Here is a 22,349-nt window from a genome sequence, read left to right on the forward strand (position 1 = left end):
GAGCGCATCAACGATGGCGGACGCCAAGGTCATTCCGTTCGACGACGACCGGTCGCGGGGGAGCCGCGGCGCGGGGAGCCGGTGCAGGGGCGGCCCGGCCGAGTCGGCGCCGGTGGGTGAGGGGCCGGTGGGCGACGTGCAGCCGCTGCCCGTACGGGGAGCCGCCGCGCAGGACCCGGCACCCGGGCCGGACGAGTCGCCCGCGCCTCGGTCGGCGGTCGGTGACGGCGGCGACCAGGACGGGGGCCTGGAGCGGCGCCTCGCGGCCGGCCTGTCCTTCCTGCGCCGCCGGCTCACGGGGGACTACGAGGTCGACGACTTCGGCTACGACGCCGAGCTGACCGACCAGGTGCTGATGTCCCTGCTGCGCCCGGTGTACGAGAAGTACTTTCGCGTCGAGGTGAAGGGCGTGGAGAACATCCCGGCCGAGGGCGGTGCGCTGATCGTCGCCAACCACTCCGGGACGCTGCCGCTGGACGGGCTGATGATGCAGGTCGCCGTGCACGACCACCATCCGGCCGACCGGCACCTGCGGCTGCTGGCGGCGGACCTGGTGTTCGTGCTGCCGGTGGTCAACGAGCTGGCGCGGAAGCTGGGCCACACCCTGGCCTGCGCGGAGGACGCGGAACGGCTGTTGGCACAGGGCGAGCTGGTCGGGGTGATGCCGGAGGGCTTCAAGGGCATCGGCAAGCCGTTCGGCGAGCGCTACAAACTCCAGCGGTTCGGACGGGGAGGCTTCGTCTCCACGGCGCTGCGGCAGGGGGCGCCGATCGTGCCGTGCTCGATCGTCGGGGCGGAGGAGATCTACCCGATGATCGGCAACTCCAAGACGCTGGCGCGGCTGCTGGGCTTCCCGTACTTCCCGCTCACGCCGACCTTCCCGTGGCTGGGGCCGCTGGGCGCGGTGCCGTTGCCGACGAAGTGGACGATCCAGTTCGGTGAGCCGATCCCGACGGACGGCTACGCACCGGAGGCGGCCGAGGACCCGGTGCTGATGTTCAACCTGACCGACCAGGTGAGAGAGCAGATCCAGCACACGCTCTACAAGCTGCTGGTGCAGCGGAGGTCGGTGTTCTTCTGACGGCCAGTACGGCGATGGGCCTGCCCCACCGCCGTACACGCGCCGCGTCGGCTCAGTCCGCGTCCTCCGCCTCGATGCCCAGGCCGGGCAGGAGGCCCGGGAGGAGGGGCGGGAGGGTGACGTCCGGCTCCGCGGGCGGGGTGTTGTTGCCCGTGGAGGGGGAGGCGGTGCCGCTGTCGTCCTTCGGCGGGTCGAGCAGGCCGCCGGTGCCGCCGCCGAGCAGGCCGTCGCTCTCGTCGCCGGAGCGGGCGGACTCGCTGGGCCGGTCGGACTGCGAGCGGCCGCGCTCGGACGTGCCCTCGTCGCCGGTGCGGGGCGCCGAGGAGTGACCGGAGCCGGGGGTGCCGGTGGTCGCCGAGCCGGAACCGCCCGGCAGACCGTCGTCCCCGCCGTTCTCGTCCTGGGCCGGCGGCTGCGGCAGCATGGACTGCAGCGGGGCCACGTCGTCGTCTATGGCGTCGAACACCGACGACACCTGCTCACTGACGTCCCCGAGCTGCAGGGGCAGCCGCTCGCGCAGCGCTCCCCAGGTCTCCCGGTGGGACTGGGAGAAGGCGGAGAGGGCCTGCATGGGAGCCAGCGAGTCGGGGTCGTGGGCGTAGGCCGCGCTGAGCAGGCGGTGGCCCTCGGAGGCGTCGTGCCGCATGCCGGACAGGGCGCGGCGGATCTCACCGAGCGACTCGTGGTCGAGGGGGCCGCTGCGGCCGCGCTCCATCAGCCGACGGGCCTCGCTGAGCCGGGTCGAGGCGAGGTCCAGGTAGGCCCGGCCCCGCTCGTCGTTGCCGTCGGCGAGGCCGAGGCGGAAGTCCTCTATGCCGCGCTTGAGGCCGTAGAGCGAGTCGCCGGGCAGGGCGTCCGAACTGGCGGCGGCGACTCCGCCGAAGGCACCGGCGGCCACGCTCACGCTCAGCCCGCCCGCGGTGAGGCCCTTGGCCAGCCGCGAGCGGGGCCGGAACCTGCTCAGCGGGGCAGCCCGATGGGCGCCGCGCGCCCGGCGCTGCTCCGGTACCGACGTGTCCGTCGCCCCGCCGCTCGCGGTGCCCTCCTGCAGCATGGCCTCGAAGGCGGCCACGAGCTGGGCCCGCTGGACGACCTTGACCTCGGGGTCCAGCTCGGGCCGGGGCAGCGTCTCCAGACCATGGGCGAGGGTCACCAGGCGACCCTGCTCGGTCGGTTCCGCGGTGGCCCCGGCGGTCGCCGGCCCTCCGGACTGCTCGGCCGCCGCCCCGGAGTCCGACTGCTCCTCCAGGGCCTGGGCGAAGGCGTTCGCCCGCCGGTGTGCCGATACGTTCGCGATCACTGGCGGCACCTCCTCTCGTCATCACGGTCGACTCCCCAGGGGGTCCTGAGGGTTGCACGCCCCGGTCGGAACCATCCGATCGGGTGATCGGAGTCGGCCGGGGAGTGACCACAGGGAGCCTGCATCCCGCACAACGAGCGGCGCGGCACTTGGGTTACGGACGGCGGATGATCGGACGGCGGACTCAACGGACTTTCACCAGTGGTGACTTGGGGAATACGAAGGGTGAGCGCCTCGGTGGCGTCGCTCAGCGGGCGTCGTCGGGGAGGAGCCGGGCGAGGGTGCGCACGGCCCGGTACTGGAGCGTCTTGATGGCGCCCTCGTTCTTGCCCATGACCCGGGCGGTCTCGGCGACCGAGAGGCCCTGGAGGAAGCGCAGGGTCACGCACTCCTGCTGCTGTGGGTTGAGCCGTCGTACGGCGTCCAGCAGGGCGGCGTTGGAGAGGGACTCGAGGACGGAGTCCTCGGGGGAGCGCTCGACCTCGTTGGCGTCGAGCATCTCGCCGGTGGTGACCTCTAGGCGGAAGCGGCTGGACTTGAAGTGGTCGGCGACCAGGTTGCGGGCGATCGTCACGAGCCAGGCGCCGAAGTCGCGGCCCTGATAGGTGAAGGTGCCGATGCGCCTGAGCGCCCGCAGAAAGGTCTCGCTGGTGAGGTCCTCGGCGGTGGCCTTGCCTCCCACCCGGTAGTAGATGTAGCGGTACACGGTGTCGCTGTACTGGTCGTAGAGCCGGCCGAAGGCGTCGGCCTCGCCGGCCTGGGCCCGCTCGACCAGCTCCATCATGCGGGCGCTGTCGCTGTCCGCCGCCGGGCGGCGGTGGGTGGTGGCGGCGGCCCCGGACGAGGACGACCGCGCTCGTCTGCCGACGGCGGCGCTTCCTTCGGCCAGTGCGTAGCACGGACCGGCGGGCACGGCGGCCGCGGCGAGGGCGGGGACGGCATACGCGGTGGGGACGAAGCCGCGCAACAGGTCTTGGGCTGATTTGACCGTTGCGCGCAGCGTAGCCAGGCCCGAGGCGTCAACCCCGACGTGTGGGTACACGGGACTCCCAGAGGCAGAGCTTCCATCACGTGCAGTACGGAACCGTTCACCCGTCGTAGCGAAGGTGGGGTACCGGAATGCGTCTGAGGAGAATAACGCTTCGTGCAGGCACTGCTACGCCCAGTTGCTCAAATCATCGATTACGTCGCTTCTGTGCCCGATTGACGCTCGATCAGATGCGCCAGAATGATCGCTTGGTGACCGGAACGGTTCGGATTCCTGGTGACTACAGAGCGTGTTGTGGCCGATGTGAGTACAGGGGACTGGAGAGCCCGTCCCGGGGGTACGTCATCCCGATTGGGTCAACGGCTGGGTCAACGACTGCGTCAACGGCCCGGTCAACGGCGGCGGCGGTGCAGCGCGATGGCCGCCGCGGTGCCGCCCGCCACCGCCCCGACGCCCGCGGCCGCGGGGATGCCGACCTTCGCGGCCTTGCGCCCGGTGCGGTAGTCGCGCAGCCGCCACTCCAGCTGGCGGGCGTGCTTGCGCAGCTTGGAGTCCGGGTTGATGGCGTACGGGTGTCCGACCAGCGACAGCATCGGGATGTCGTTGTGCGAGTCGCTGTAGGCGGCGCAGCGGGACAGGTCCAGGGCCTCGGCCGTGGCCAGCGCCCGGACCGCCTCGGCCTTCGCGGGGCCGTGCAGCGGCTCGCCGACCAGCTTGCCCGTGTAGACGCCGCCGATCGACTCGGCCACCGTGCCGAGCGCGCCGGTCAGGCCCAGGCGGCGGGCGATCACCTGGGCGATCTCCACCGGGGCGGCCGTCACCAGCCAGACCTTCTGTCCGGCGTCCAGGTGGGCCTGGGCGAGGGCGCGGGTGCCGGGCCAGATCCGCTCGGCCATGTACTCGTCGTAGATCTCCTCGCCGATCGACTTCAGCTCGGAGACGCGGTGGCCCTTGACGATGGAGAGCGCGGAGTCGCGGGCGTCCTGCATGTGCTCCGGGTCCTCGAACCCGGCCAGCCGGAACCAGGCCTGCTGCCAGGCGAAGCGGGCGAGGTCGCGGGTCTCGAAGAACTTCCGCTTGTACAGGCCCCGGCCGAAGTGGAAGATCGCGGCGCCCTGCATGACGGTGTTGTCGAGGTCGAAGAACGCGGCCGCGCGGTCGTCGCCGTGGACCGGGAACTCCGGTTCGGCGACACCGGAGCCGGGGGCGGTTTCCTGGGGGGACCCGGCGGTCTCGGCGGCTTCCGCGGACTTGCGGGCTGCCTCCGCCGAGGCCTCGCCTGCCAACACGCTCCGCGCCGTGGCGGAGCGCCTACGGGGAGTGAGCCATCGAAGAGCGGCCATGCCAGTGAGCATAGCCAGCTTGTTCGGATGCTTCGGAGCCGACGGGTTCGCAGGCTGTGAACTCCGGGCGGCGGTGCCGTTAAGCGGCCGTGCTCCGAGGGCCCGTCCGCGGTCCCGCCCGCGGTCGTGCCCGCGCGCGCGAGAATGGCCGGCATGAGTCCCCTCTTCCGCCGGAAGCCCACGCAGCCCCCTGAGCACTCCGAGAACCATCTCGTCACCCTCATTCGCAAACCCGGCTGTCATCTGTGTGATGACGCACAGCTCGTCGTCGAGAAGGTCTGCGCGGAACTCGGCGTCCCCTGGGAGGGGAAGGACATCACCGAGGACCGCCAACTCCACGACCAGTACTGGGAGCAGATTCCGGTCGTGCTGGTCGACGGCCGGCAGCACACCTTCTGGCGTGTGAACGAGGAACGGCTGCGCAAGGTACTGACCGATCAGTACAAGTAGTCCGTATGGTCGCTTAGGATCGATGGCGACCAGGTCTCGGGGGCGTTGATCGTGAGGAGCGTGTACGGCTTTGCCCCCGATGAGTGAGGAACGAGAGTACGTATGTGCCGGTTCCCGTTCCGTGCGCCGGGGGCGCGTGACCCCGGTCACGTTGGCCGGGCAAATCGGACACCATCTTTGTGCACGCGTTCACAAAGACATAGCCTGCATTCGACGGGGCGGTCATGTAGGGACGTATGACCGCCTACAGCCCCGCTCTACCCGCAGGAGCACCGTGGCAACTGGCCGAGCACACCGACCGGCGACCCGCAGCCGAGGGATTCCCGAGGCCACCGTCGCCAGGCTTCCGCTGTACCTCCGCGCACTGACGGCGCTGTCCGAGCGCTCGGTGCCCACGGTCTCCTCCGAGGAGCTGGCGGCCGCCGCGGGGGTCAACTCCGCGAAGCTGCGCAAGGACTTCTCCTACCTCGGCTCCTACGGGACCCGTGGTGTCGGCTACGACGTCGAGTATCTCGTCTACCAGATCTCGCGCGAACTCGGCCTCACCCAGGACTGGCCGGTTGTGATCGTCGGTATCGGCAACCTCGGTGCCGCGCTCGCCAACTACGGCGGCTTCGCCTCCCGCGGGTTCCGCGTCGCCGCGCTCATCGACGCCGATCCGGGAATGGCCGGAAAGCCCGTCGCCGGCATCCCGGTGCAGCACACCGACGAGCTGGAGAAGATCATCCAGGACGACGGTGTCTCGATCGGTGTGATCGCGACCCCCGCCGGCGCCGCCCAGCAGGTCTGCGACCGCCTCGTGGCCGCCGGTGTCACCTCCATCCTGAACTTCGCGCCGACCGTGCTGAACGTCCCCGAGGGCGTCGACGTGCGCAAGGTCGACCTCTCGATCGAGTTGCAGATCCTCGCCTTCCACGAGCAGCGCAAGGCGGGCGAGGAGGCCGCGGCCGACGGCGCCGCACCGCCCGTCGCCGCCCGCAAGCAGCAGCACTCCACCGGCTCCGCCGACCAGGGACCCGACGGGGACGTACCCGCCGTGATGCCGGCATGAGCCTCCTCGTCGTCGGGCTGAGCCACCGCAGCGCCCCCGTCAGCGTGCTCGAGCGGGCCTCGCTGAACGCGGACGCGCAGCTCAAGCTGGTCCAGGACACGGTCGCCGCCGAACCGGCCGCCGAGGCCGCGGTGCTGGCCACCTGCAACCGCATCGAGCTGTACGCCGACGTGGACAAGTTCCACGCCGGTGTCGCCGAGCTGTCCACGCTGCTCGCCCAGCACAGCGGCGTCGGCCTGGAGGAGCTGACCCCCTACCTCTACGTGCACTACGAGGACCGGGCCGTCCACCACCTGTTCTCGGTGGCCTGCGGGCTGGACTCGATGGTGGTCGGCGAGGGGCAGATCCTCGGCCAGATAAAGGACTCGCTGGCCCGCGCCCAGGACCTGCACACCGCCGGACGGCTCCTGAACGACCTGTTCCAGCAGGCGCTGCGGGTCGGCAAGCGCGCCCACTCCGAGACCGGCATCGACCGGGCCGGGCAGTCCCTGGTCACCTTCGGCCTGGAGCAGCTGTCCGCCGGGGCCGACGTCGAGCAGTGGGCCCGGGGCAAGAAGGCACTGGTCATCGGTGCCGGTTCGATGTCCTCGCTGGCCGCCGCCACGCTGGCGCGGGCCGGGGTCGCCGAGATCGTGGTCGCCAACCGCACCTTCGAGCGCGCCGAGCGCCTCGCACGGATCCTCTCCGAGGGCGACGACACGGACGTGCTGGCCCGCGCGGTACCGATGGACGCGGTGCAGGGCGAGCTGACACGTGCCGACGTGGCCGTTTCCTGTACGGGCGCGACCGGGCTGGTCCTCACGGCCGACTCCGTGGCGGCGACGGTGGAGGGCCGTACCGGCGCGCCCGCCGTCGAGGACACCGCCGTACGGGAGACCGCTGCACGGGAGACCGCCGTACGGGAAGCCGGCGAAACGCCGCTGCCGGGTGCCGGGAGCGCCGCCGACGAGAACTGCCCCCTGGACCTCTCCTCCGTGTCCTCCGTCCCCTCCGGCTTCTCCGTCATGGGCGAGGCCGCCGTGGCCGGCATGGACGCGGCGACGCTGGAGCAGCACGGTGCGTGGGCCGCGGGCGGTACGGCGGTGGACCGGCCGCGCGAGACGGGCCGGCCGGGGCCGGAGGCGGACGCCGAGCTGATCGGCGCGCTCGCCGCGACGGCGACCCGCGTCGGCCGCATCCCCGAGCGCCGCCGCCCGGAGCCGGTCGCCGAGGTGCCCCGCCCGCAGCCCGTGCTCTTCCTGCTCGACCTCGCGATGCCGCGGGACGTCGACGCCGCCGTGCACCGGCTGGCCGGGGTCCGCCTGGTGGACATCGAGTCGCTCGCCGACGCCTCGGCCGACGCACCGATGGCCGCCGACGTCGACATGGTCCGCCGGATCGTCGCCGACGAGGTCGCGGCCTTCGGCGCCGCCCAGCGCGCCGCGCACATCACGCCCACCGTGGTCGCGCTGCGCAGCATGGCCGCGGACGTCGTGGCCGGCGAGATCGCCCGCCTGGAAGGGCGGCTGCCGGGGCTCGACGACAAGCACCGGGCCGAGATCACCCAGACCGTCAAGCGTGTGGTCGACAAGCTGCTGCACGCGCCGACGGTGCGGGTCAAGCAGCTCGCCGCCGAACCCGGCGGTGCCGGGTACGCGGACGCGCTGCGCACCCTGTTCGACCTCGACCAGGAGACGGTGGCCTCCGTCTCCCGCGCCGGGAACAGCACCACTGAGAAGAACCGAGGGCCGGCATGACTGAGAAGGCACTGAGGCTGGGGACCAGGCGGAGCAAGCTCGCCATGGCCCAGTCCGGGCAGGTGGCGGACGCCGTGAGCCAGGTGACCGGTCGGCCCGTTGAGCTGGTCGAGATCACCACGTACGGCGACACGTCGCGGGAGCACCTGGCGCAGATCGGCGGCACGGGCGTGTTCGTCGCCGCGCTGCGCGACGCGCTGCTGCGGGGAGAGGTGGACTTCGCGGTTCACTCGCTCAAGGACCTCCCCACCGCGCAGCACGAGGGCCTGGTCGTGGCCGCGATCCCGGAGCGCGAGGACCCGCGGGACGTGGTCGTCGCCCGGGACGCGCGCAAGCTGACCGACCTCCCGCGCGGGGCGCGCATCGGCACGGGCGCGCCGCGCCGCATGGCGCAGCTGAACGCGTACGCCCGCACCCACGGGATGGAGATCGAGACCGTCCCGATCCGCGGCAACGTGGACACGCGCATCGGATACGTCCGCAGCGGTGAGCTGGACGCGGTCGTGCTGGCCGCCGCCGGGCTGAACCGGGTGGGGCGCATCGACGAGGTGACCGACTTCCTGTCGGTCGACACGGTTCTGCCCGCCCCCGGCCAGGGGGCACTGGCGGTCGAGTGCGCGGCGGACAACGCCGCGCTGATCGCCGCGCTCGCCGAGCTCGACGACCCGTTCACGCGGGCCGCCGTAACGGCCGAGCGGTCACTGCTCGCCGCCCTGGAGGCCGGCTGCAGCGCACCCGTGGGGGCGCTGGCCGACCTTCTGGCCGACGGGCAGACTGTCAAGGAAATGCGCCTGCGCGGCGTCGTCGGCACGACCGACGGCTCGACGCTGGTGCAGCTGTCCACCACCGGTCCCGTGCCCGAGACGCACGAGGCGGCGCTGGCGCTCGGCGGCGAACTCGCCACCGAGATGCTCGCCCAGGGCGCGGCCGGTCTGATGGGGGAGCGAGCACATTGAGCCCCACCGCCTTTCCCGCCGGTCCGGAACACGGGCACGTCACCTTCCTCGGTGCCGGACCCGGAGATCCGGGACTGCTGACTCTGCGCGCCGTCGAGGCGCTGGCGCACGCGGACGTCCTCGTCGCCGAGCACGAGGTGCTCGACGTCGTACGCACGCACGCGAAGCAGGGCGTGTCGGAAGTGCACACGGATGCCGATCCGTCGGATCCGGGCACAGGCGCGCCCCAGCTGACGGTAGTTGACGGTGCGTCAACGACCTTCGGCGCCCCCGCTGTGCGGGATGCCGCACATCTTGTCATGGAGGCCGCGCGGGGCGGCAGGCGGGTCGTGCGTGCGGTGACCGGGGATCCCGGGCTCGACGCGTACGCCGCCGAGGAGATGCTGGCGTGCGCCGCGGCCGGGGTGCCCTTCGAGGTCGTCCCGGGCATCGCGAACGCCGTCGGCGTGCCCGCGTACGCCGGGGTGCCGCTGCGGGACGCGGAGGGCGCGGACGTGCGCTTCGTGGACGCCCGTACGGCGTCGGACCGCTGCTGGACCGAGGTGGGCGCCTCCGACGGCACGGTGGTGGTGTCGACGACGCTGGACTCGGTGGCCGCGGCGGCCGGTGAGCTGGTCTCGGCGGGCCGCAAGCCGGACACCCCGCTGACGGTGACCATCGCCGGTACGACCACGCGGCAGCGCACCTGGTCGGCGACGCTGGGCACGGTCGCGCAGACGCTGAAGCAGGCGAAGGTGCTGCCGTCCCCGGACGGCGGCCGCCCGGTGATAGCCGTGGTCGGCGAGCGCAGCTCCGCCGCCCGGCGCGACCAGTTGTCGTGGTTCGAGTCCAAGCCGCTGTTCGGCTGGAAGGTCCTCGTCCCGCGCACGAAGGAGCAGGCGGCTTCGCTCTCCGACCAGCTGCGGTCCTACGGGGCCGTCCCGAGCGAGGTCCCGACCATCGCGGTGGAGCCGCCGCGCACCCCGCAGCAGATGGAGCGGGCGGTCAAGGGCCTGGTGACGGGCCGCTACGAGTGGATCGCCTTCACGTCGGTCAACGCGGTGAAGGCGGTCCGCGAGAAGTTCGAGGAGTACGGCCTCGACGCCCGTGCCTTCGCGGGCATCAAGGTCGCGGCGGTGGGCGAGCAGACGGCCAACGCGCTGATCGCCTTCGGCGTCAAGCCGGACCTGGTCCCGAGCGGCGAGCAGTCGGCCGCCGGTCTCCTGGAGGACTGGCCGCCCTACGACCCGGTCTTCGACCCGATCGACCGCGTCTTCCTGCCCCGCGCCGACATCGCCACGGAGACCCTGGTCGCCGGTCTGATCGAGCTGGGCTGGGAGGTCGACGACGTCACGGCCTACCGCACGGTGCGCGCTTCGCCGCCGCCGGCCACCACCCGGGAGGCCATCAAGGGCGGCGGCTTCGACGCGGTGCTCTTCACGTCGTCCTCCACGGTCCGCAACCTGGTGGGCATCGCGGGCAAGCCGCACAACGTCACGGTGATCGCCTGCATCGGCCCGGCGACGGCCAAGACGGCCGAGGAACACGGGCTGCGCGTCGACGTGATGGCTCCCGAGCCGTCCGTCCACAAGCTGGCGGAAGCCCTGGCCGACTTCGGCCTGCGGCGCCGGGCGGCGGCCCTGGAGGCGGGGGATCCGGTGACGCGGCCGAGCGAACGGCGGCCGGGGTCACGGAGACGGCGGTCGTCGACCTGAGATGGTCTTCCACGTGAGCTGATGCGGGGCGTCCTTTGCGGGCGCCCCGCTGCCGTTGCCCCGGACCGCGTTGCCCCGGGCCGCGTCGTACCCGACCGCGTCGTACCGGGGCGGGGCGGGGGCGGTTGCGCTTAGCCTTGGGCGACTTGACGACGGTGGAGGGTGCATGACCGGGTTGGGCAGGCTCGACGGCAAGCGGACTCTGGTGATCGGGGGTGGCGGGGCCGGGATCGGCCGGAGCATCGTCCGGTCCTGTGCGGCCGCGGGGGCGGCGGTGGCGGTGGCCGACGTGGATGCCGCACGGGCGACCGAGGCGGCGGACGAGTTGCGGGCGGCCGGGCACGTCGCCCATGCGCTGAGCGGCGACGTGCGTTCCCGCGAGCAACTCGAGGACGTGATCGTCGGCGCGGCCGACCGGCTCGGCGGTCTCGACGTCCTGATCACGGTGGTCGGCGGGCAGGTGGCCTTCGTACCCGCGGTCAAACTGCACGAGATGGATGACGCCGACTGGGACACCGTCTACGAACTGAACCTGCGCTATGTGGCTCGCGCGGTGCGACGCGTGCTGCGGCTGTTCCTGGAGCAGGGCACCGGCGGGAACATCGTCGGCATCGGCTCGGTCACCGGCTTCATGGCCGCGCCGATGCAGGCCGGTTACGGCGCCGCCAAGGCCGGCCTGTACAGCCTGGCGCGGACCGTCGCGGCCGAGTACGCGGCCGACGGCATCCGGATGAACGTCGTCGCGGGCGGGGCGATCAGTACCGCCGTCAACGCCGGCCCCTCCGCCGCATGGGTTCCGGAGATACCGGCGGGCCGCTACGGCACGTCGGAGGAGATGGCCGCCGCAGCCGTCTACCTGGCCTCGGACGAGTCGCGCTACGTCACCGGCCAGCAGATCGTGCTGGACGGCGGGGTCTCGGTCCGCGGTCCGTTCCCCGAGTAGCCGAGGGCGAGGGGCGCACCCGCTACGGGCGGTCGGTCGGCCGGTGCAGCCCGCTCAGGTCCAGCGCCGGGGCGGGCGGCAGGGGGGCCGGGCGGGGCGGCGGGGCGGCCTGGAAGGACTGGAAGAGGTAGGTCAGGAGGCGGTGGGCGGCGGGGACGGCGGTTTCGGGGGGCTGGGAGGCCAGGCCGCTCACGGCCAGGAGGAGCAGGGGGATGTCGGCGGGGGAGAAGTCCTCGCGGAGCCGGCCCGCGTCGCGGGCGCGGCGGACCAGGTGGGTCAGGCGCTCCTCGGCGCAGGCGCGCTCCCGGTCGTAGTCCAGGGACGCCGGGAAACCGGCCATGAACACCGTCTCGAAGCCGCGGTCGGTGACCAGCGTGGTGCACACCTTGCGCAGGAGCGTGTACAGGCCGTGTCCCGGGTCGGGGTCGGCCAGGGCCTCGTCGAAGGCGGTCGCGCACACGGCGAGCTGGTCGTCGAAGGCCGCGGCCACGAGGGACGAGCGGGTGGGGAAGCGGCGGTAGAGGGTGGCCACGCCGACGCCCGCCCGGCGGGCGACCGCGCTCATCGGGGCGTCGACGCCCCGGGCGGCGAAGACCTCGCGCGCGGCCTCCAGGACGCGTTCGCGGTTGCGGCGGGCGTCGGCCCGCAGCGCGTCCGGCGCGGGAGCCGCCGCCTCCCCGGTGGTGTGCTCCACGGGGTTGTGAGAGGGCTGGTCAGGCATGTTTCTCACTTCCGGGTTAAGTGGAGGGTGTCGTCCACTTAGGTGTCTAGCGTGAGGTTAGCAGCGGATGCGGGCCTCGCCTCCGCGCTTCCCGAACGCGACGTGGGTCACGAGACATGGGTGCGAGACATGGGTGAGATGAAGGCGGTTCTCTTCGACCGCTACGGGCCTCCCGAGGTGCTGTACGTCGGACGGCGGCCGGTGCCGGGCATCGGACCCGACGAGGTGCTGGTGCGGGTGCGGGCCGCCGGGGTCAACGGCGGCGACCTGCACGACCGGGCCGGCAAAGTGCGCCTGGTGACCGGGCGGACCTTTCCCAAGGGGTGCGGCATCGACTTCGCGGGGGAGGTGGCCGAGGTCGGGGCCTCGGTGCGCGGGGTCCGGGAGGGCCGGCGGGTGTGGGGGCTGCTGGGGCGCCGTACCGGCAGCATGGCCGAGTACGTCGCCGTGAGCCCCCGGCGGATCGCGCCCGCCCCCGACAACCTCACGCCGGAGGAGGCCGTCTCGCTGATCGCGGGCGCGACCACGGCGCTGACCGCGCTGCGCGACAAGGCCGCCCTCCAGCCCGGTGAGCGGCTGCTCGTCCGGGGCGGAAGCGGCGGTGTGGGCAGTGTCGCCGTGCAGGTGGGAAAGGTGCTCGGGGCGCGCGTCGTCGCCCTTGCGGGCGGGCGGAACCTCGACTTCGTGCGGGGGCTGGGCGCCGAGGAGGCACTGGACCACCGGACGACCGCGCTGTCCGAGGTCGGCCGCTTCGACGTCGTCCTCGACACCGTCGGCACCGAGCAGGCCCGGGTGCGGCGGTTGCTGGCGCCGGGCGGGCGCATGGTCGCCGTCGCCCCCGACCTCGACCGGCCGCTCGCGTGGCTCGGTACCGTGCTCGGTTCCGTCGTCCACGGGAAGGGGCGCATCCGCTTCTTCAGCGGCAATCCCGACGGCGCGCTGCTCGCCGAGGCCGCCCGGCTCGCCGAGAGCGGTGACATCGTCCCCGTCGTCGACACCGTCCACCCGCTCGACGGGGTCGCCGACGCCCAACGGGCCCTGGCGGCCGGGGGCGTTCGGGGCAAGCACGTCGTACGGGTGCGGTAGGTCCGGTCCGGCGACCGGTGGCGGGCGGGACCGCGTTGACAGGCGGCGGGCCGGTGCGTGTAATGAGGGCGGTGCCGCGTGGCGCCGGTCAAAGAGCAGTGGGCCGGCCGGCGACCGGGCGAGCACCCTTCATGCAAGGGGTACGTGATGCGTTCATACTCCGCGCCCTGATTCCGAGTCGTCCGACGCAGCGCTTCCGCGCGTCGGTCTCGTGCTCGCCCTTCGTTCCTCGCACGCCGCGGCACGTGTCGTTGCCGTCGCCGCGGCCTGCCGTCCTGGAGACACAGAACCGTATGCCCACGTCGTTCCACCAGTCCGTCATCGACGAGTTCCGCGCCAACGAGGGGAAGGTCGGAGGTCCTTTCGAGGGCGGAGACCTGCTCCTGCTGACCACCACCGGCGCCAGGTCGGGCGCCGCACGGACCACCCCGCTCGGTTACGTCCGCCACGGGGACTCCCTGATCGTCGTCGGGTCCAACCTCGGGGGGCCTCGACACCCCGGCTGGTACCACAACCTGCTCGCCCACCCCGTGGTCCGGGTGGAGGTGGGCACGTCGAGCTTCGAGGCGCTCGCGGTGCCCGCCGAGGGGGCCCGGCGCGAGGAACTGTTCGCGCACGTCGTGCGGGCGTCGCCCGGCTACGGCGACTACCAGGCCCGCACCGGCAGGCAGCTGCCGGTCGTGGTGCTGGAGCGGGCCGAGCCCGAGGGATGGGAGGGGCCCCGAGAGGTCCGTACGCTCGCCGACAAGCTGCTGGAGGCGCACACCTGGCTGCGGGCGCAGCTGCGGCAGGTGCGGGCCGAGGCCGAGGCGCACTTCGCGGCCCCGGGGGCCGTCGGTACGCAGCCGGGGCTCGGGCTGCAAATCAGGCAGCGCTGCCTGGCGTTCTGCCAGGCGCTGGAGTTCCATCACGAGAGTGAGGACGGGCACCTGTTCCCCGGAATCGCCCGGCACCATCCCCACCTGTCCGGCGTCTTCGACCGGCTCGCCGACGAGCACCGTGCGATCGCGCGCGTCCGGGGCGAGCTGGCGGCGCTGCTGGCGGGCATCGCCGTCGCCGAACCGGACCGCTTCCGGGCCGAGGCGGAGGAGATGTCGGCACGGCTCAACGCGCATCTCGACTACGAGGAGGAGGTGCTGCTGCCGCTCCTCACCGACGTCCCGTGGCCGCCGGCCGGACCGCCCGCCGCGTCCTAGGGGGTGTCTGACAATTCGCGTCGTCGCCCGAAGGGCGGCCGCGCGGCGTCAGGTGCGTGCTCTCGGTGCGCCGGCCCCAGACCCGCGTACTGGCCGTACTCGGGTCTGGGGCCGGTGCGGCGAGAGTGCGTGCATGGCGTCGCGCGGCAGACGGGAATTGTCAGACAGGCCCTAGGGGGTGTCCGACTCCAGCAGATCCTTGAGCCGGGCCAGGTCGGCGGCGACCGTGCCGGCGTCGCGTTCGAAGTCGGCGTCGGTCGTCCCCGGCTGCCGGCGGACGGTGAAGACCACCTCGCTCCCGGTGCCGTCGGCGAGCACGCGGACCGGGTTGTGGACGGTCTCGCCGGAGGGGAGCGTGACGTGGTGGTCGAGTACGCCCAGGTCGTTGGGAGGGGTGAAGACGATCGTGACCCGGCCCATGGGGGAGGACTCCGCGACCCAGTGGTCCGCGCTCTTCTCGACGGAGGGGCCGAGGCCGTGGGCCCACGCGGGCAGGTTGGCCGGGTCCGAGGCGTAGGCGTAGACGTCGGCCGCGGTGCGGTCGATGTGGACGCCGAGGTGGCGGGACTCCTTGCCGGTGCTGTTCATGGCAGCGACGTTAGCGAGTCGCCGGGGCCGTGCGCTTGAACGAATCGGACGGCCCGGGCCGGGGTCGGCCCGGGCCGACTTCCCGTCGGCAAAGGCACGGGTGGGGCGGGCGTAGCGTAGGTGGTATGACGACGTACGGATCCTTTCCCGGCACCCGGCCCCGGCGGCTGCGGACCACCCCCGTGATGCGTCGGATGGTCGCCGAGACCCGGCTGCACCCCGCCGACTTCATCCTCCCCGCCTTCGTCCGCGAGGGCGTGAGCGAGCCGGTGCCGATCGGGGCGATGCCCGGTGTCGTGCAGCACACCCGGGACACCTTGAAGAAGGCGGCCGCGGAGGCGGTCGAGGCCGGGGTCTCCGGGATCATGCTCTTCGGGGTGCCGGAGGACGGGAAGAAGGACGCCGCGGGGACCGCCGGGACCGATCCCGACGGGATTCTGCAGGTCGCGCTGCGTGACGTGCGGGCCGAGGTCGGGGACGAACTGCTCGTCATGTCCGACCTCTGCCTCGACGAGTTCACCGATCACGGGCACTGCGGGGTGCTCGACGACCAGGGGCGGGTCGACAACGACGCCACGCTCGAGCGGTACGCCGAGATGGCGCAGGTCCAGGCCGACGCGGGCGCCCATGTCGTCGGGCCCAGCGGGATGATGGACGGGCAGATCGGCGTCGTCCGCGACGCCCTCGACCAGATCGGGCGGGAGGACGTGGCGATCCTCGCGTACACCGCCAAGTACGCCTCCGCCTTCTACGGGCCCTTCCGCGAGGCCGTCGGGTCCTCGCTCAAGGGCGACCGCAAGACCTACCAGCAGGACTCCGCCAACGCGCGGGAGTCGCTGCGGGAGCTGGCGCTGGACCTGGAGGAGGGCGCCGACATGGTGATGGTCAAGCCGGCCGGTCCCTACCTCGACATCCTCGCCAAGGTCGCCGAGGCCTCGGACGTGCCCGTCGCCGCCTACCAGATCTCCGGCGAGTACTCGATGATCGAGGCCGCCGCCGAGAAGGGCTGGATCGACCGCGACCGGGCCATCCTGGAGAGCCTCACCGGGATCAAGCGGGCGGGCGCGCGCAACATCCTGACGTACTGGGCGACCGAGGTCGCTCGCACACTGCGCTGAGCGACCTGTGCCGGCCCTTCACGCAAGGGGTGCGGGGCGCGCGGGCGCGCGGGCCCCTTCAGTACTCGAGCGCGTTCGAAGCGTCGGTCTGCCAGTAGGTGACCGTCAGCGCGGTGTCGACGTACACGCCGCCGGAGGGCAGCTTGACCGTGGCGATGGAGCCGTCCTCGAACGGGATGGTGAGGGTGTTCGCGTCGTAGCCGTTCTCGCCGCTGCCGTCGCCGGACGACAGGCGGACGCCCGCGTAGCCCGACTCGCCCGGGGCCAGCGTCGTCAGCGACTGCGGCTTGCTGGACTCCGCGACCGGCGGCACGGCCTGGGCCTCGCCGAACCGCGTCGCCGGGTACGGCGGCAGCGCGCACGTCTTCGAGCCGGTGTTGGTGGCGGTCAGCAGCAGGTGGTTGATCGGGCGGGGGGCGTTCGCCGCGGTGATCCGTACGTCGGACGCGGAGCACTCGCCGGGGACGTCCGAGTCGGAGTCGTCGGTCCCGGCTCCGGTTCCGGCTCCGGTGTCGGACCCGGAGTCGGAACCGGACCCGGCGCCCGAGGCGTTGTCGTTTCCGTTGGAGCCGTTGGAGCCGTTGGAGCCGTTGGAGCCGTTGGAGCCGGCGGTGCCGGCGGTGCCCGTCGACCCCGTGTCGCCGCTGTCTCCGGCCGGGCGGGGGCTGTTCCCGCCCGCCGGTGCGGAGGTGGCGGACTCGGGCGCCGGGGAGCCCGTGAGTTCGTCGCCCTCGCAGGCCGTGAGGGAGAGCGCGGCCAGCGCGACCGTGGTGGCGGCGAACAGGCGGGTACGGGTGATGCGGCGTGCGGACATGGCAGGTCCCCCTGGGAATGTGGCAGTTGAGGCGAGCCGCTCGACCGTTCACCGGGAGCGGCTGCTTGGATGACCACAGCTTGCGGTGCTGATCGTCCCGGCCGCCAGCGATGGGGGAGCATGCGGGACGCTGGGACGCCAGGAACGCTCTGACCTGCGGGAACGGCGTCCCTCTGGGACACGGTACGGGGATGCGAGGAGAGGGAGGAACGGTGGCGGGGGACGACTTCGCGGCGCTGCTTCGGGAGCTGAAGGAGCGGTCCGGGCTCAGTTACGGGGCACTCGGCAAGCGGCTGCACATGAGCGGCTCGACCCTGCACCGGTACGTCAGCGGGGAGGTGGTGCCGGTCGAGTTCGCGCCCGTCGAACGCCTCGCCCGCGTGTGCCGGGCGACGCCCGAGGAACTGCTCGAACTCCACCGCCGCTGGATCCGCGCGGACGCGCTGCGCGGGGTGAAGAAGGAGGAGCCCGAGGGTGACACCGGTGGTGCGGGCGACGCGGGTGGTGCGGGTGGCGCGGTCACCGAGGGCGCGGAGGGCCCGGTCGCACCCCCGGCCCCGGCGGCACCGCCGGCTGCCCAGGACGCACCGTCGGCCCTGAACGCCGCACCGGCCCCGAACGCCACACCCGCCCCGGACCCGGCATCGGCACCCGGGGCCCCGCGTGCCGTCGCTCCCGATGTGCCGCCCGGCCCGGCCCGCCGTCGGATCCCGCGCGCCGCGCTCTACGCCGCGTCCGGTGTCGTCGCCGTCAGCGCCGCCGTGGCGCTCGTGGCGAATCTCGTCTCCGGCCCCGACGAGGACGGCGGGCACGGTCCGGCCGGGGCCGTCGCGCAGACCTCCGCGCGGGTGTCCGGGACCGCGACCGGTCCGGCCTCCCCCCCGAGCGCGAGCTCCCCCACGCCCTCCCCGTCCGCCTCCGCGTCCCCGTCCGGGTCCCCCTCCGCGTCACCTTCCCGCCGGGCCACCGCCACGCCGAGCCGCGAGGCACCCGCCGCCGGGCCCCTGCTCACCGTGTCCACCACCCCGTACTACTGGGACGTGCCCTGCGAGCACTCCTTCCTCATCGACCGCAGTCCGAAGAACGTGTCCAAGCCCCCGCCCCAGCAGGACGCCGTCGGCTGGGCCACCCCCCTCAACGCGGTGTCCGCGAACCGGCAGACGGCCGTCCTCACCGTGCAGGGCACCGGTCCGGAGACGGTGGTCCTCAAGGACCTGCACGTGCGGGTGGTGAGCAGCGGTCCGGCGCTGGACTGGAACCAGTACGCGATGGGCGTCGGCTGCGGCGGCCAGGTGAACACCAAGGCGTTCGACGTCTCGCTGGACCTCGGCACCCCGACGGCCGCGCCGATCGGCGGCCAGCGGGACTTCCCGTACAGCGTCAGCGAATCCGACCCGGAGGTCTTCTACGTCAGCGCGCACACCAGCGAGCACGACGTCAGCTGGTATCTGGAACTGGAGTGGTCGAGCGGCGGCCGGCAGGGCACGACGCGCGTCGACGACCACGGCAAGCCGTTCCGCACCAGCGCTTCCCGGGACGACTCCTACTACGCGTACCCCCTCGGCAGCGACCACTGGGAGCCGGTCGAGGGCGGCTGACCCGGCGGTCGCGGCGGGGCAGCGGCAAGTCCGGCCGGGGGATAGGTTGTTGACCATCTAACCGGTTCGCTTCCTCAGGCGACATCCGAAAGGTGGGACGCCCATGCCCGGTGACGCCCTCAGCCAGGACCCCGCGGAGCTGCGGAGGAGGATCGACAGCAGCAAGGCGCACCCGGCCCGGGTCTACGACGTCTTCCTCGGCGGCAAGGACCACTACCCCGCCGACCTCGCCGCCGCGGCCGCCGGGCTCGCCGCCAACCCGCGCGGCTACCTCGACGTACGGCACAACCGCGACTTCCTGCGGCGCGCGGTGACCGCGCTCGCCCGTGAGGACGGCATCCGGCAGTTCCTCGACATCGGCACCGGGCTGCCCACCGCCGAGAACGTGCACCAGATCGCCCAGCGCATCGCCCCCGAGTCGAGGGTCGTCTACGTCGACAACGACCCGGTCGTGCTGGCCCACGCCCGCGCCCTGCTCACCAGCGGTCCCGAGGGGCGTACGGACTACATCGACGCGGACCTGAAGAGCCCGGCGCGGATCCTCGAACAGGCCGCGGCGACCCTCGACTTCGACCAGCCGGTGGCCCTGTGCCTCGTCGCCATCCTGCACTTCGTCGAGGACGAGGAGGCGTACCCGATCGTCCGCGAGCTGATGGACGCGCTGCCCGCCGGCAGCCGGCTCGTCCTCAGCCACCTCACCGAGGACCTCAACCCGGAGAACATCCGCGCGGTCCAGCGGACGTACACGGAGCGGGGCTTCACCTTCGTGCTGCGCTCCCGCAAGGACGTCGAGCGCTTCTTCACCGAGGCCGGTGTCGAGCAGGCCGAGCCCGGGGTCGTCCCGGTACACCACTGGCGGCCCGACCACGCGGCACCGGTGCCGGAGCAGCCGGAGGAGTCGTACCTGGCCGGCTTGGACGACATCGAGAAGGTCCGCTACCGGGACATCAACGACGTGACGGACGCGGACATCAACGTGTACGGCGGGCTGGGCACCAAGGGCTGACGGTTCGGCGGTCACGCGGTCACGCGGTCAGGCGGTCACGCGGTCGCGCGGTCAGGCGGTCACGCGGTCGCGCTCGCGAGTCGTACGGGTGTCCGGATCGCGGAAAGTCTCCTGTAGGCGGCACCTATTTCTTTACGCTGCGCCCATGACCGTGACTGAGAACGCGCCCGCCGCCACCGCTTCCCTGCCGCCGCTCGCCGCGCGGGCCCGGTCGATCGGCGGTTCGCCCGTACGGGACATCCTCGCCGTCACCGCCCGCCCCGAGGTGATCAACTTCGCGGGCGGGCTGCCGGCCCCCGAACTCTTCGACGCGGAGGGCATCGCCGCCGCGTACCGGGACGTCCTCGCCGAGACGCCCGCGCGGGCCCTGCAGTACTCCACGACCGAGGGCGAACCCGCCCTGCGGGCCGCCCTCGCCGCCCGCACCTCGGCCCGCGGGCTGGTCACCGACGCCGACGACATCCTCGTCACCACCGGCTCGCAGCAGGCCCTCTCGCTCCTCGCCACCGCCCTGCTCGAACCCGGCGACACCGTCCTCGTCGAGCGCCCCTGCTACCTGGCCGCGCTCCAGGCCTTCGGCTTCGCGGGCGCCCGGGTGGTGGCCGTGCCCGGGGACGAGCACGGGATGGACCCCGGGGCACTGGAGGAGCTGGTGGTGCGCGAGCGACCCAAGCTGCTCTACACGGTCCCCACCTTCTCCAACCCCACCGGCCGCACCGTGCCCGCCGCCCGCCGCGCCGCCCTCGCCGAGGTCGCCGGGCGGTGTGGCCTGTGGATCGTCGAGGACGACCCGTACGGCGAGCTGCGCTTCGAGGGCGAGCGGGTGCCGTGGATCGCCTCCTACGAGGGCGCCCGGGACCGGACCGTGCTGCTGGGCTCCTTCTCCAAGGTCATGGCGCCCGGCCTGCGCCTGGGCTGGCTGCGGGCGCCCGCCGAGCTGCGCCGGGCCTGCGCGGTCGCCAAGCAGGCCGCCGACCTGCACACCCCGACCGTCAACCAGCTCGCCGCCGCCCGCTACCTGGCCGACCGGGACCTGGACGCCCACGTCGCCCGCGTCGCCGCCGTCTACGGGGAGCGCCGGGACGCCATGCTCGCGGGCCTCGCGGACGCCCTCCCGGCCGGGTCGGTGTGGACCCGCCCCGAGGGCGGCATGTTCCTGTGGGCGCGGCTGCCGCAGGGGTACGACACCACCGCCCTGCTCCCCGAGGTGGTCCGGCACGACGTGGCGTACGTCCCCGGAGCCCCCTTCCACGCCGGCGAGCCCGACCGCGCCACGCTGCGGCTCTGCTTCGTCACCCAGACACCGGACGAGATCGCGGAGGGGCTGCGGAGGCTGGGGGAGGGGCTGCGGGCAGCCTGAGTGTCCGAGTCGGGGAGTCCAGTTCGTGCCCGTGTGGCAGCGGTCCCGAGCCCGGCGGACCGGGCTCCGGACGCGCCGGCCCGACGGGCGTCGGGGGCCGCTCGTGAGGCGTGGCCCCCTCGGCCCGGATCTGCTCGAAGGCCTTGGTCAGACCGGTCTTGAGGCGCTTGGACATGGGCTTCTCCACCAACCGGTGCACGAGGTAGGAGAGCACCAGGACCCCCGCCAGCGTCCCGCCGACCAGAACCCACTGGTTGACGGTGTACTGGTAGCGGTGGAACACCTCCCAGCCGATGGACTCGTGCAGGAGGTACAGGGGATAGGTGAGAGCCCCGGCGGTGGGCAGCCAGCGCCAGTCGATCCGGCGGAACCAGCCCAGGGACACACCCGCCATCGTCACGAAGAAGACTGTGAGCACGACCGCCACGCCCCAGCCGGGGACGTTGTGTCCGACGTTGTCCAGCGTCGCCCGCCAGGTCGCCATCGCCGTGTGGTTGCCCATCGCGAAGCAGAAGGCGATCATGCCCCACAGCAGCAGGTTCTGCCCGAAGCGGTACATGAGGTAGAAGGCCAGCCCGGCGATGAAGAACCAGCAGTCCTGCGCCATCACCAGGTCGGTGAGGGGATTGGCGTCGCCCCGTGTCGCCAGCGCCGCCACGGTCGCCCACACGCAGCAGAAGACGACCACGCGCCGGTACGTCACGCCCCGCCACACGACCAGCGCGAAGAGCAGGTAGAAGCGCATCTCCGCCCAGAGGGTCCAGTACACGCCCTCGACCTCGTCGACCCCCATGGGCCGCTGCAGCATGGTCAGGTTGACCAGGAGGTCGCGCCAGGGCAACGGGGTGATGCCGCCCGGCATGAAGAACACGACGGCGGTGGTGACGACGATGGCCAGCCAGTAGGCGGGGAAGAGCCGGATCACGCGCGAGGTGAAGAAGTGGGAGACGCTGCGGCCCCACGAACTCATGCAGATGACGAAGCCGCTGATCATGAAGAACAGCTCGACACCGAGCCACCCGTAGGCCGACGGCCGGAAGAGCACCGGGAACAGCCGCGCCTGAGAGCCTTCCCAGCCCTCGCCGAAGGCGACGTAGTGGTAGAGGACGACCATGAGGGCCGCGCAGAGCCTCAGTCCGTCCAGGATGCCGATCCGGCCGCGGGGTGCCTGCCGGCCGGCGCTCCCTTGAGGCGCGTCCGCCGGACGGCTCCCGGCGGACGTCTTTCCTATTCGCACGAAGCTCTCCAGTCGGTGTCGGTCACCGGAATGTCCCCCTCCGCGGGCGGACGACGGGACACAGTACGCGATGCGGCCCGCCC

Annotated in this window: 20 protein-coding genes; 13 read left to right on the top strand and 7 right to left on the bottom strand. The window is 72.7% G+C overall.

Annotated features, from left to right (window positions below; genetic code table 11):
• Window positions 1-13: 13 nt before the first annotated feature.
• Window positions 14-1,081 (top strand): lysophospholipid acyltransferase family protein, encoded by a 1,068-nt coding sequence (locus tag Sru02f_RS02200; protein WP_109034988.1) that lies wholly within the window; start codon window positions 14-16, stop codon window positions 1,079-1,081.
• A gap of 52 nt (window positions 1,082-1,133) precedes the next feature.
• Here Sru02f_RS02200 and Sru02f_RS02205 read toward each other — a convergent pair whose 3' ends face one another.
• The 3 genes from Sru02f_RS02205 to Sru02f_RS02215 all read right to left on the bottom strand — a co-directional run bounded on the left by Sru02f_RS02205 (window position 1,134) and on the right by Sru02f_RS02215 (window position 4,712).
• Window positions 1,134-2,381 carry a DUF5667 domain-containing protein gene (locus Sru02f_RS02205; RefSeq protein ID WP_164279436.1) on the bottom strand — a complete coding sequence of 416 codons (1,248 nt, stop codon included), beginning with the start codon at window positions 2,379-2,381 and terminating at the stop codon, window positions 1,134-1,136.
• Window positions 2,382-2,628: 247 nt separating this feature from the next.
• Window positions 2,629-3,423 carry an ECF subfamily RNA polymerase sigma factor, BldN family gene (locus Sru02f_RS02210; RefSeq protein WP_164279435.1) on the bottom strand — a complete coding sequence of 265 codons (795 nt, stop codon included), beginning with the start codon at window positions 3,421-3,423 and terminating at the stop codon, window positions 2,629-2,631.
• Between the two features lie 338 nt (window positions 3,424-3,761).
• Window positions 3,762-4,712: an HAD family hydrolase gene (locus Sru02f_RS02215; RefSeq protein WP_167469775.1), complete on the bottom strand. Its 951-nt coding sequence runs from the start codon at window positions 4,710-4,712 to the stop codon at window positions 3,762-3,764.
• A gap of 153 nt (window positions 4,713-4,865) precedes the next feature.
• On the opposite strand from Sru02f_RS02215, the gene Sru02f_RS02220 reads away from it, so the two are divergent.
• From Sru02f_RS02220 to Sru02f_RS02245, 6 genes are all read left to right on the top strand, one after another.
• A complete protein-coding gene (locus Sru02f_RS02220; RefSeq protein WP_003975515.1) occupies window positions 4,866-5,162 on the top strand; it encodes a glutaredoxin family protein in 297 nt (98 codons plus the stop codon).
• 274 nt (window positions 5,163-5,436) lie between these two features.
• Entirely contained in the window at window positions 5,437-6,213 is a 777-nt protein-coding gene (locus tag Sru02f_RS02225; protein ID WP_109034982.1) for a redox-sensing transcriptional repressor Rex, read from the top strand.
• Window positions 6,210-7,949 carry a glutamyl-tRNA reductase gene (locus tag Sru02f_RS02230; RefSeq protein ID WP_109034980.1) on the top strand — a complete coding sequence of 580 codons (1,740 nt, stop codon included), beginning with the start codon at window positions 6,210-6,212 and terminating at the stop codon, window positions 7,947-7,949. Before Sru02f_RS02225 ends, Sru02f_RS02230 begins: the two co-directional genes overlap by 4 nt.
• A complete protein-coding gene (gene hemC, locus Sru02f_RS02235; protein WP_109034978.1) occupies window positions 7,946-8,905 on the top strand; it encodes a hydroxymethylbilane synthase in 960 nt (319 codons plus the stop codon). The genes Sru02f_RS02230 and hemC overlap by 4 nt, the downstream gene beginning before the upstream one ends.
• Entirely contained in the window at window positions 8,902-10,599 is a 1,698-nt protein-coding gene (locus tag Sru02f_RS02240; protein WP_109034976.1) for a bifunctional uroporphyrinogen-III C-methyltransferase/uroporphyrinogen-III synthase, read from the top strand. The genes hemC and Sru02f_RS02240 overlap by 4 nt, the downstream gene beginning before the upstream one ends.
• 166 nt (window positions 10,600-10,765) lie before the next feature.
• Window positions 10,766-11,542, top strand: coding sequence for an SDR family NAD(P)-dependent oxidoreductase (locus Sru02f_RS02245; RefSeq protein ID WP_109034974.1), 777 nt, complete (start codon window positions 10,766-10,768; stop codon window positions 11,540-11,542).
• Window positions 11,543-11,564: 22 nt separating this feature from the next.
• Here the strand turns inward: Sru02f_RS02245 and Sru02f_RS02250 are convergent, their stop codons facing one another.
• Window positions 11,565-12,263, bottom strand: coding sequence for a TetR/AcrR family transcriptional regulator (locus tag Sru02f_RS02250; protein WP_109034972.1), 699 nt, complete (start codon window positions 12,261-12,263; stop codon window positions 11,565-11,567).
• A 129-nt stretch (window positions 12,264-12,392) separates the two neighbouring features.
• Here Sru02f_RS02250 and Sru02f_RS02255 point away from each other — a divergent pair, with 129 nt between their 5' ends.
• Window positions 12,393-13,349: an NAD(P)-dependent alcohol dehydrogenase gene (locus Sru02f_RS02255; protein WP_109034970.1), complete on the top strand. Its 957-nt coding sequence runs from the start codon at window positions 12,393-12,395 to the stop codon at window positions 13,347-13,349.
• 293 nt (window positions 13,350-13,642) lie between these two features.
• Window positions 13,643-14,545, top strand: a complete 903-nt coding sequence (locus tag Sru02f_RS02260; protein WP_109034968.1) for a nitroreductase/quinone reductase family protein — start codon at window positions 13,643-13,645, stop codon at window positions 14,543-14,545.
• Window positions 14,546-14,716: 171 nt separating this feature from the next.
• Here Sru02f_RS02260 and Sru02f_RS02265 read toward each other — a convergent pair whose 3' ends face one another.
• The gene (locus Sru02f_RS02265; RefSeq protein ID WP_109034966.1) at window positions 14,717-15,133 is read right to left on the bottom strand and encodes an SRPBCC family protein; all 417 of its coding nucleotides are present in this window, start codon (window positions 15,131-15,133) and stop codon (window positions 14,717-14,719) included.
• A gap of 125 nt (window positions 15,134-15,258) precedes the next feature.
• On the opposite strand from Sru02f_RS02265, the gene hemB reads away from it, so the two are divergent.
• On the top strand, window positions 15,259-16,251 hold the full coding sequence (gene hemB, locus Sru02f_RS02270) for a porphobilinogen synthase (protein ID WP_109034963.1): 993 nt from the start codon (window positions 15,259-15,261) through the stop codon (window positions 16,249-16,251).
• Between the two features lie 58 nt (window positions 16,252-16,309).
• Here hemB and Sru02f_RS02275 read toward each other — a convergent pair whose 3' ends face one another.
• Entirely contained in the window at window positions 16,310-17,065 is a 756-nt protein-coding gene (locus Sru02f_RS02275) for a DUF4232 domain-containing protein (RefSeq protein ID WP_109034961.1), read from the bottom strand.
• A gap of 212 nt (window positions 17,066-17,277) precedes the next feature.
• Between Sru02f_RS02275 and Sru02f_RS02280 the strand changes: the two genes are divergently transcribed.
• From Sru02f_RS02280 to Sru02f_RS02290, 3 genes are all read left to right on the top strand, one after another.
• Window positions 17,278-18,663, top strand: coding sequence for a helix-turn-helix domain-containing protein (locus tag Sru02f_RS02280; protein WP_109034959.1), 1,386 nt, complete (start codon window positions 17,278-17,280; stop codon window positions 18,661-18,663).
• 103 nt (window positions 18,664-18,766) lie between these two features.
• On the top strand, window positions 18,767-19,669 hold the full coding sequence (locus Sru02f_RS02285) for an SAM-dependent methyltransferase (RefSeq protein ID WP_109034957.1): 903 nt from the start codon (window positions 18,767-18,769) through the stop codon (window positions 19,667-19,669).
• Window positions 19,670-19,814: 145 nt separating this feature from the next.
• Window positions 19,815-21,029, top strand: coding sequence for an aminotransferase-like domain-containing protein (locus Sru02f_RS02290; protein WP_109034955.1), 1,215 nt, complete (start codon window positions 19,815-19,817; stop codon window positions 21,027-21,029).
• On the opposite strand, the gene Sru02f_RS02295 is transcribed toward Sru02f_RS02290, so the two are convergent.
• Window positions 20,962-22,266 carry an acyltransferase family protein gene (locus Sru02f_RS02295; RefSeq protein ID WP_109034953.1) on the bottom strand — a complete coding sequence of 435 codons (1,305 nt, stop codon included), beginning with the start codon at window positions 22,264-22,266 and terminating at the stop codon, window positions 20,962-20,964. The genes Sru02f_RS02290 and Sru02f_RS02295 overlap by 68 nt on opposite strands.
• Window positions 22,267-22,349: the final 83 nt, after the last annotated feature.

Origin of the sequence: Streptomyces rubrogriseus, from assembly GCF_027947575.1 — a bacterium.
Lineage (GTDB): Bacteria > Actinomycetota > Actinomycetes > Streptomycetales > Streptomycetaceae > Streptomyces > Streptomyces rubrogriseus.

Excerpts from the sequence above, each read along its gene's own strand:
- Sru02f_RS02200 (WP_109034988.1), top strand. The coding sequence starts at position 14 with ATGGCGGACGCCAAGGTCATTCCGTTCGACGACGACCGGTCGCGGGGG.
- Sru02f_RS02215 (WP_167469775.1), bottom strand. The coding sequence starts at position 4,712 with ATGGCCGCTCTTCGATGGCTCACTCCCCGTAGGCGCTCCGCCACGGCG.
- Sru02f_RS02220 (WP_003975515.1), top strand. The coding sequence starts at position 4,866 with ATGAGTCCCCTCTTCCGCCGGAAGCCCACGCAGCCCCCTGAGCACTCC.
- Sru02f_RS02230 (WP_109034980.1), top strand. The coding sequence starts at position 6,210 with ATGAGCCTCCTCGTCGTCGGGCTGAGCCACCGCAGCGCCCCCGTCAGC.
- hemC (WP_109034978.1), top strand. The coding sequence starts at position 7,946 with ATGACTGAGAAGGCACTGAGGCTGGGGACCAGGCGGAGCAAGCTCGCC.
- Sru02f_RS02245 (WP_109034974.1), top strand. The coding sequence starts at position 10,766 with ATGACCGGGTTGGGCAGGCTCGACGGCAAGCGGACTCTGGTGATCGGG.
- Sru02f_RS02250 (WP_109034972.1), bottom strand. The coding sequence starts at position 12,263 with ATGCCTGACCAGCCCTCTCACAACCCCGTGGAGCACACCACCGGGGAG.
- Sru02f_RS02255 (WP_109034970.1), top strand. The coding sequence starts at position 12,393 with ATGGGTGAGATGAAGGCGGTTCTCTTCGACCGCTACGGGCCTCCCGAG.
- Sru02f_RS02260 (WP_109034968.1), top strand. The coding sequence starts at position 13,643 with ATGCCCACGTCGTTCCACCAGTCCGTCATCGACGAGTTCCGCGCCAAC.
- Sru02f_RS02265 (WP_109034966.1), bottom strand. The coding sequence starts at position 15,133 with ATGAACAGCACCGGCAAGGAGTCCCGCCACCTCGGCGTCCACATCGAC.
- hemB (WP_109034963.1), top strand. The coding sequence starts at position 15,259 with ATGACGACGTACGGATCCTTTCCCGGCACCCGGCCCCGGCGGCTGCGG.
- Sru02f_RS02275 (WP_109034961.1), bottom strand. The coding sequence starts at position 17,065 with ATGTCCGCACGCCGCATCACCCGTACCCGCCTGTTCGCCGCCACCACG.
- Sru02f_RS02285 (WP_109034957.1), top strand. The coding sequence starts at position 18,767 with ATGCCCGGTGACGCCCTCAGCCAGGACCCCGCGGAGCTGCGGAGGAGG.
- Sru02f_RS02290 (WP_109034955.1), top strand. The coding sequence starts at position 19,815 with ATGACCGTGACTGAGAACGCGCCCGCCGCCACCGCTTCCCTGCCGCCG.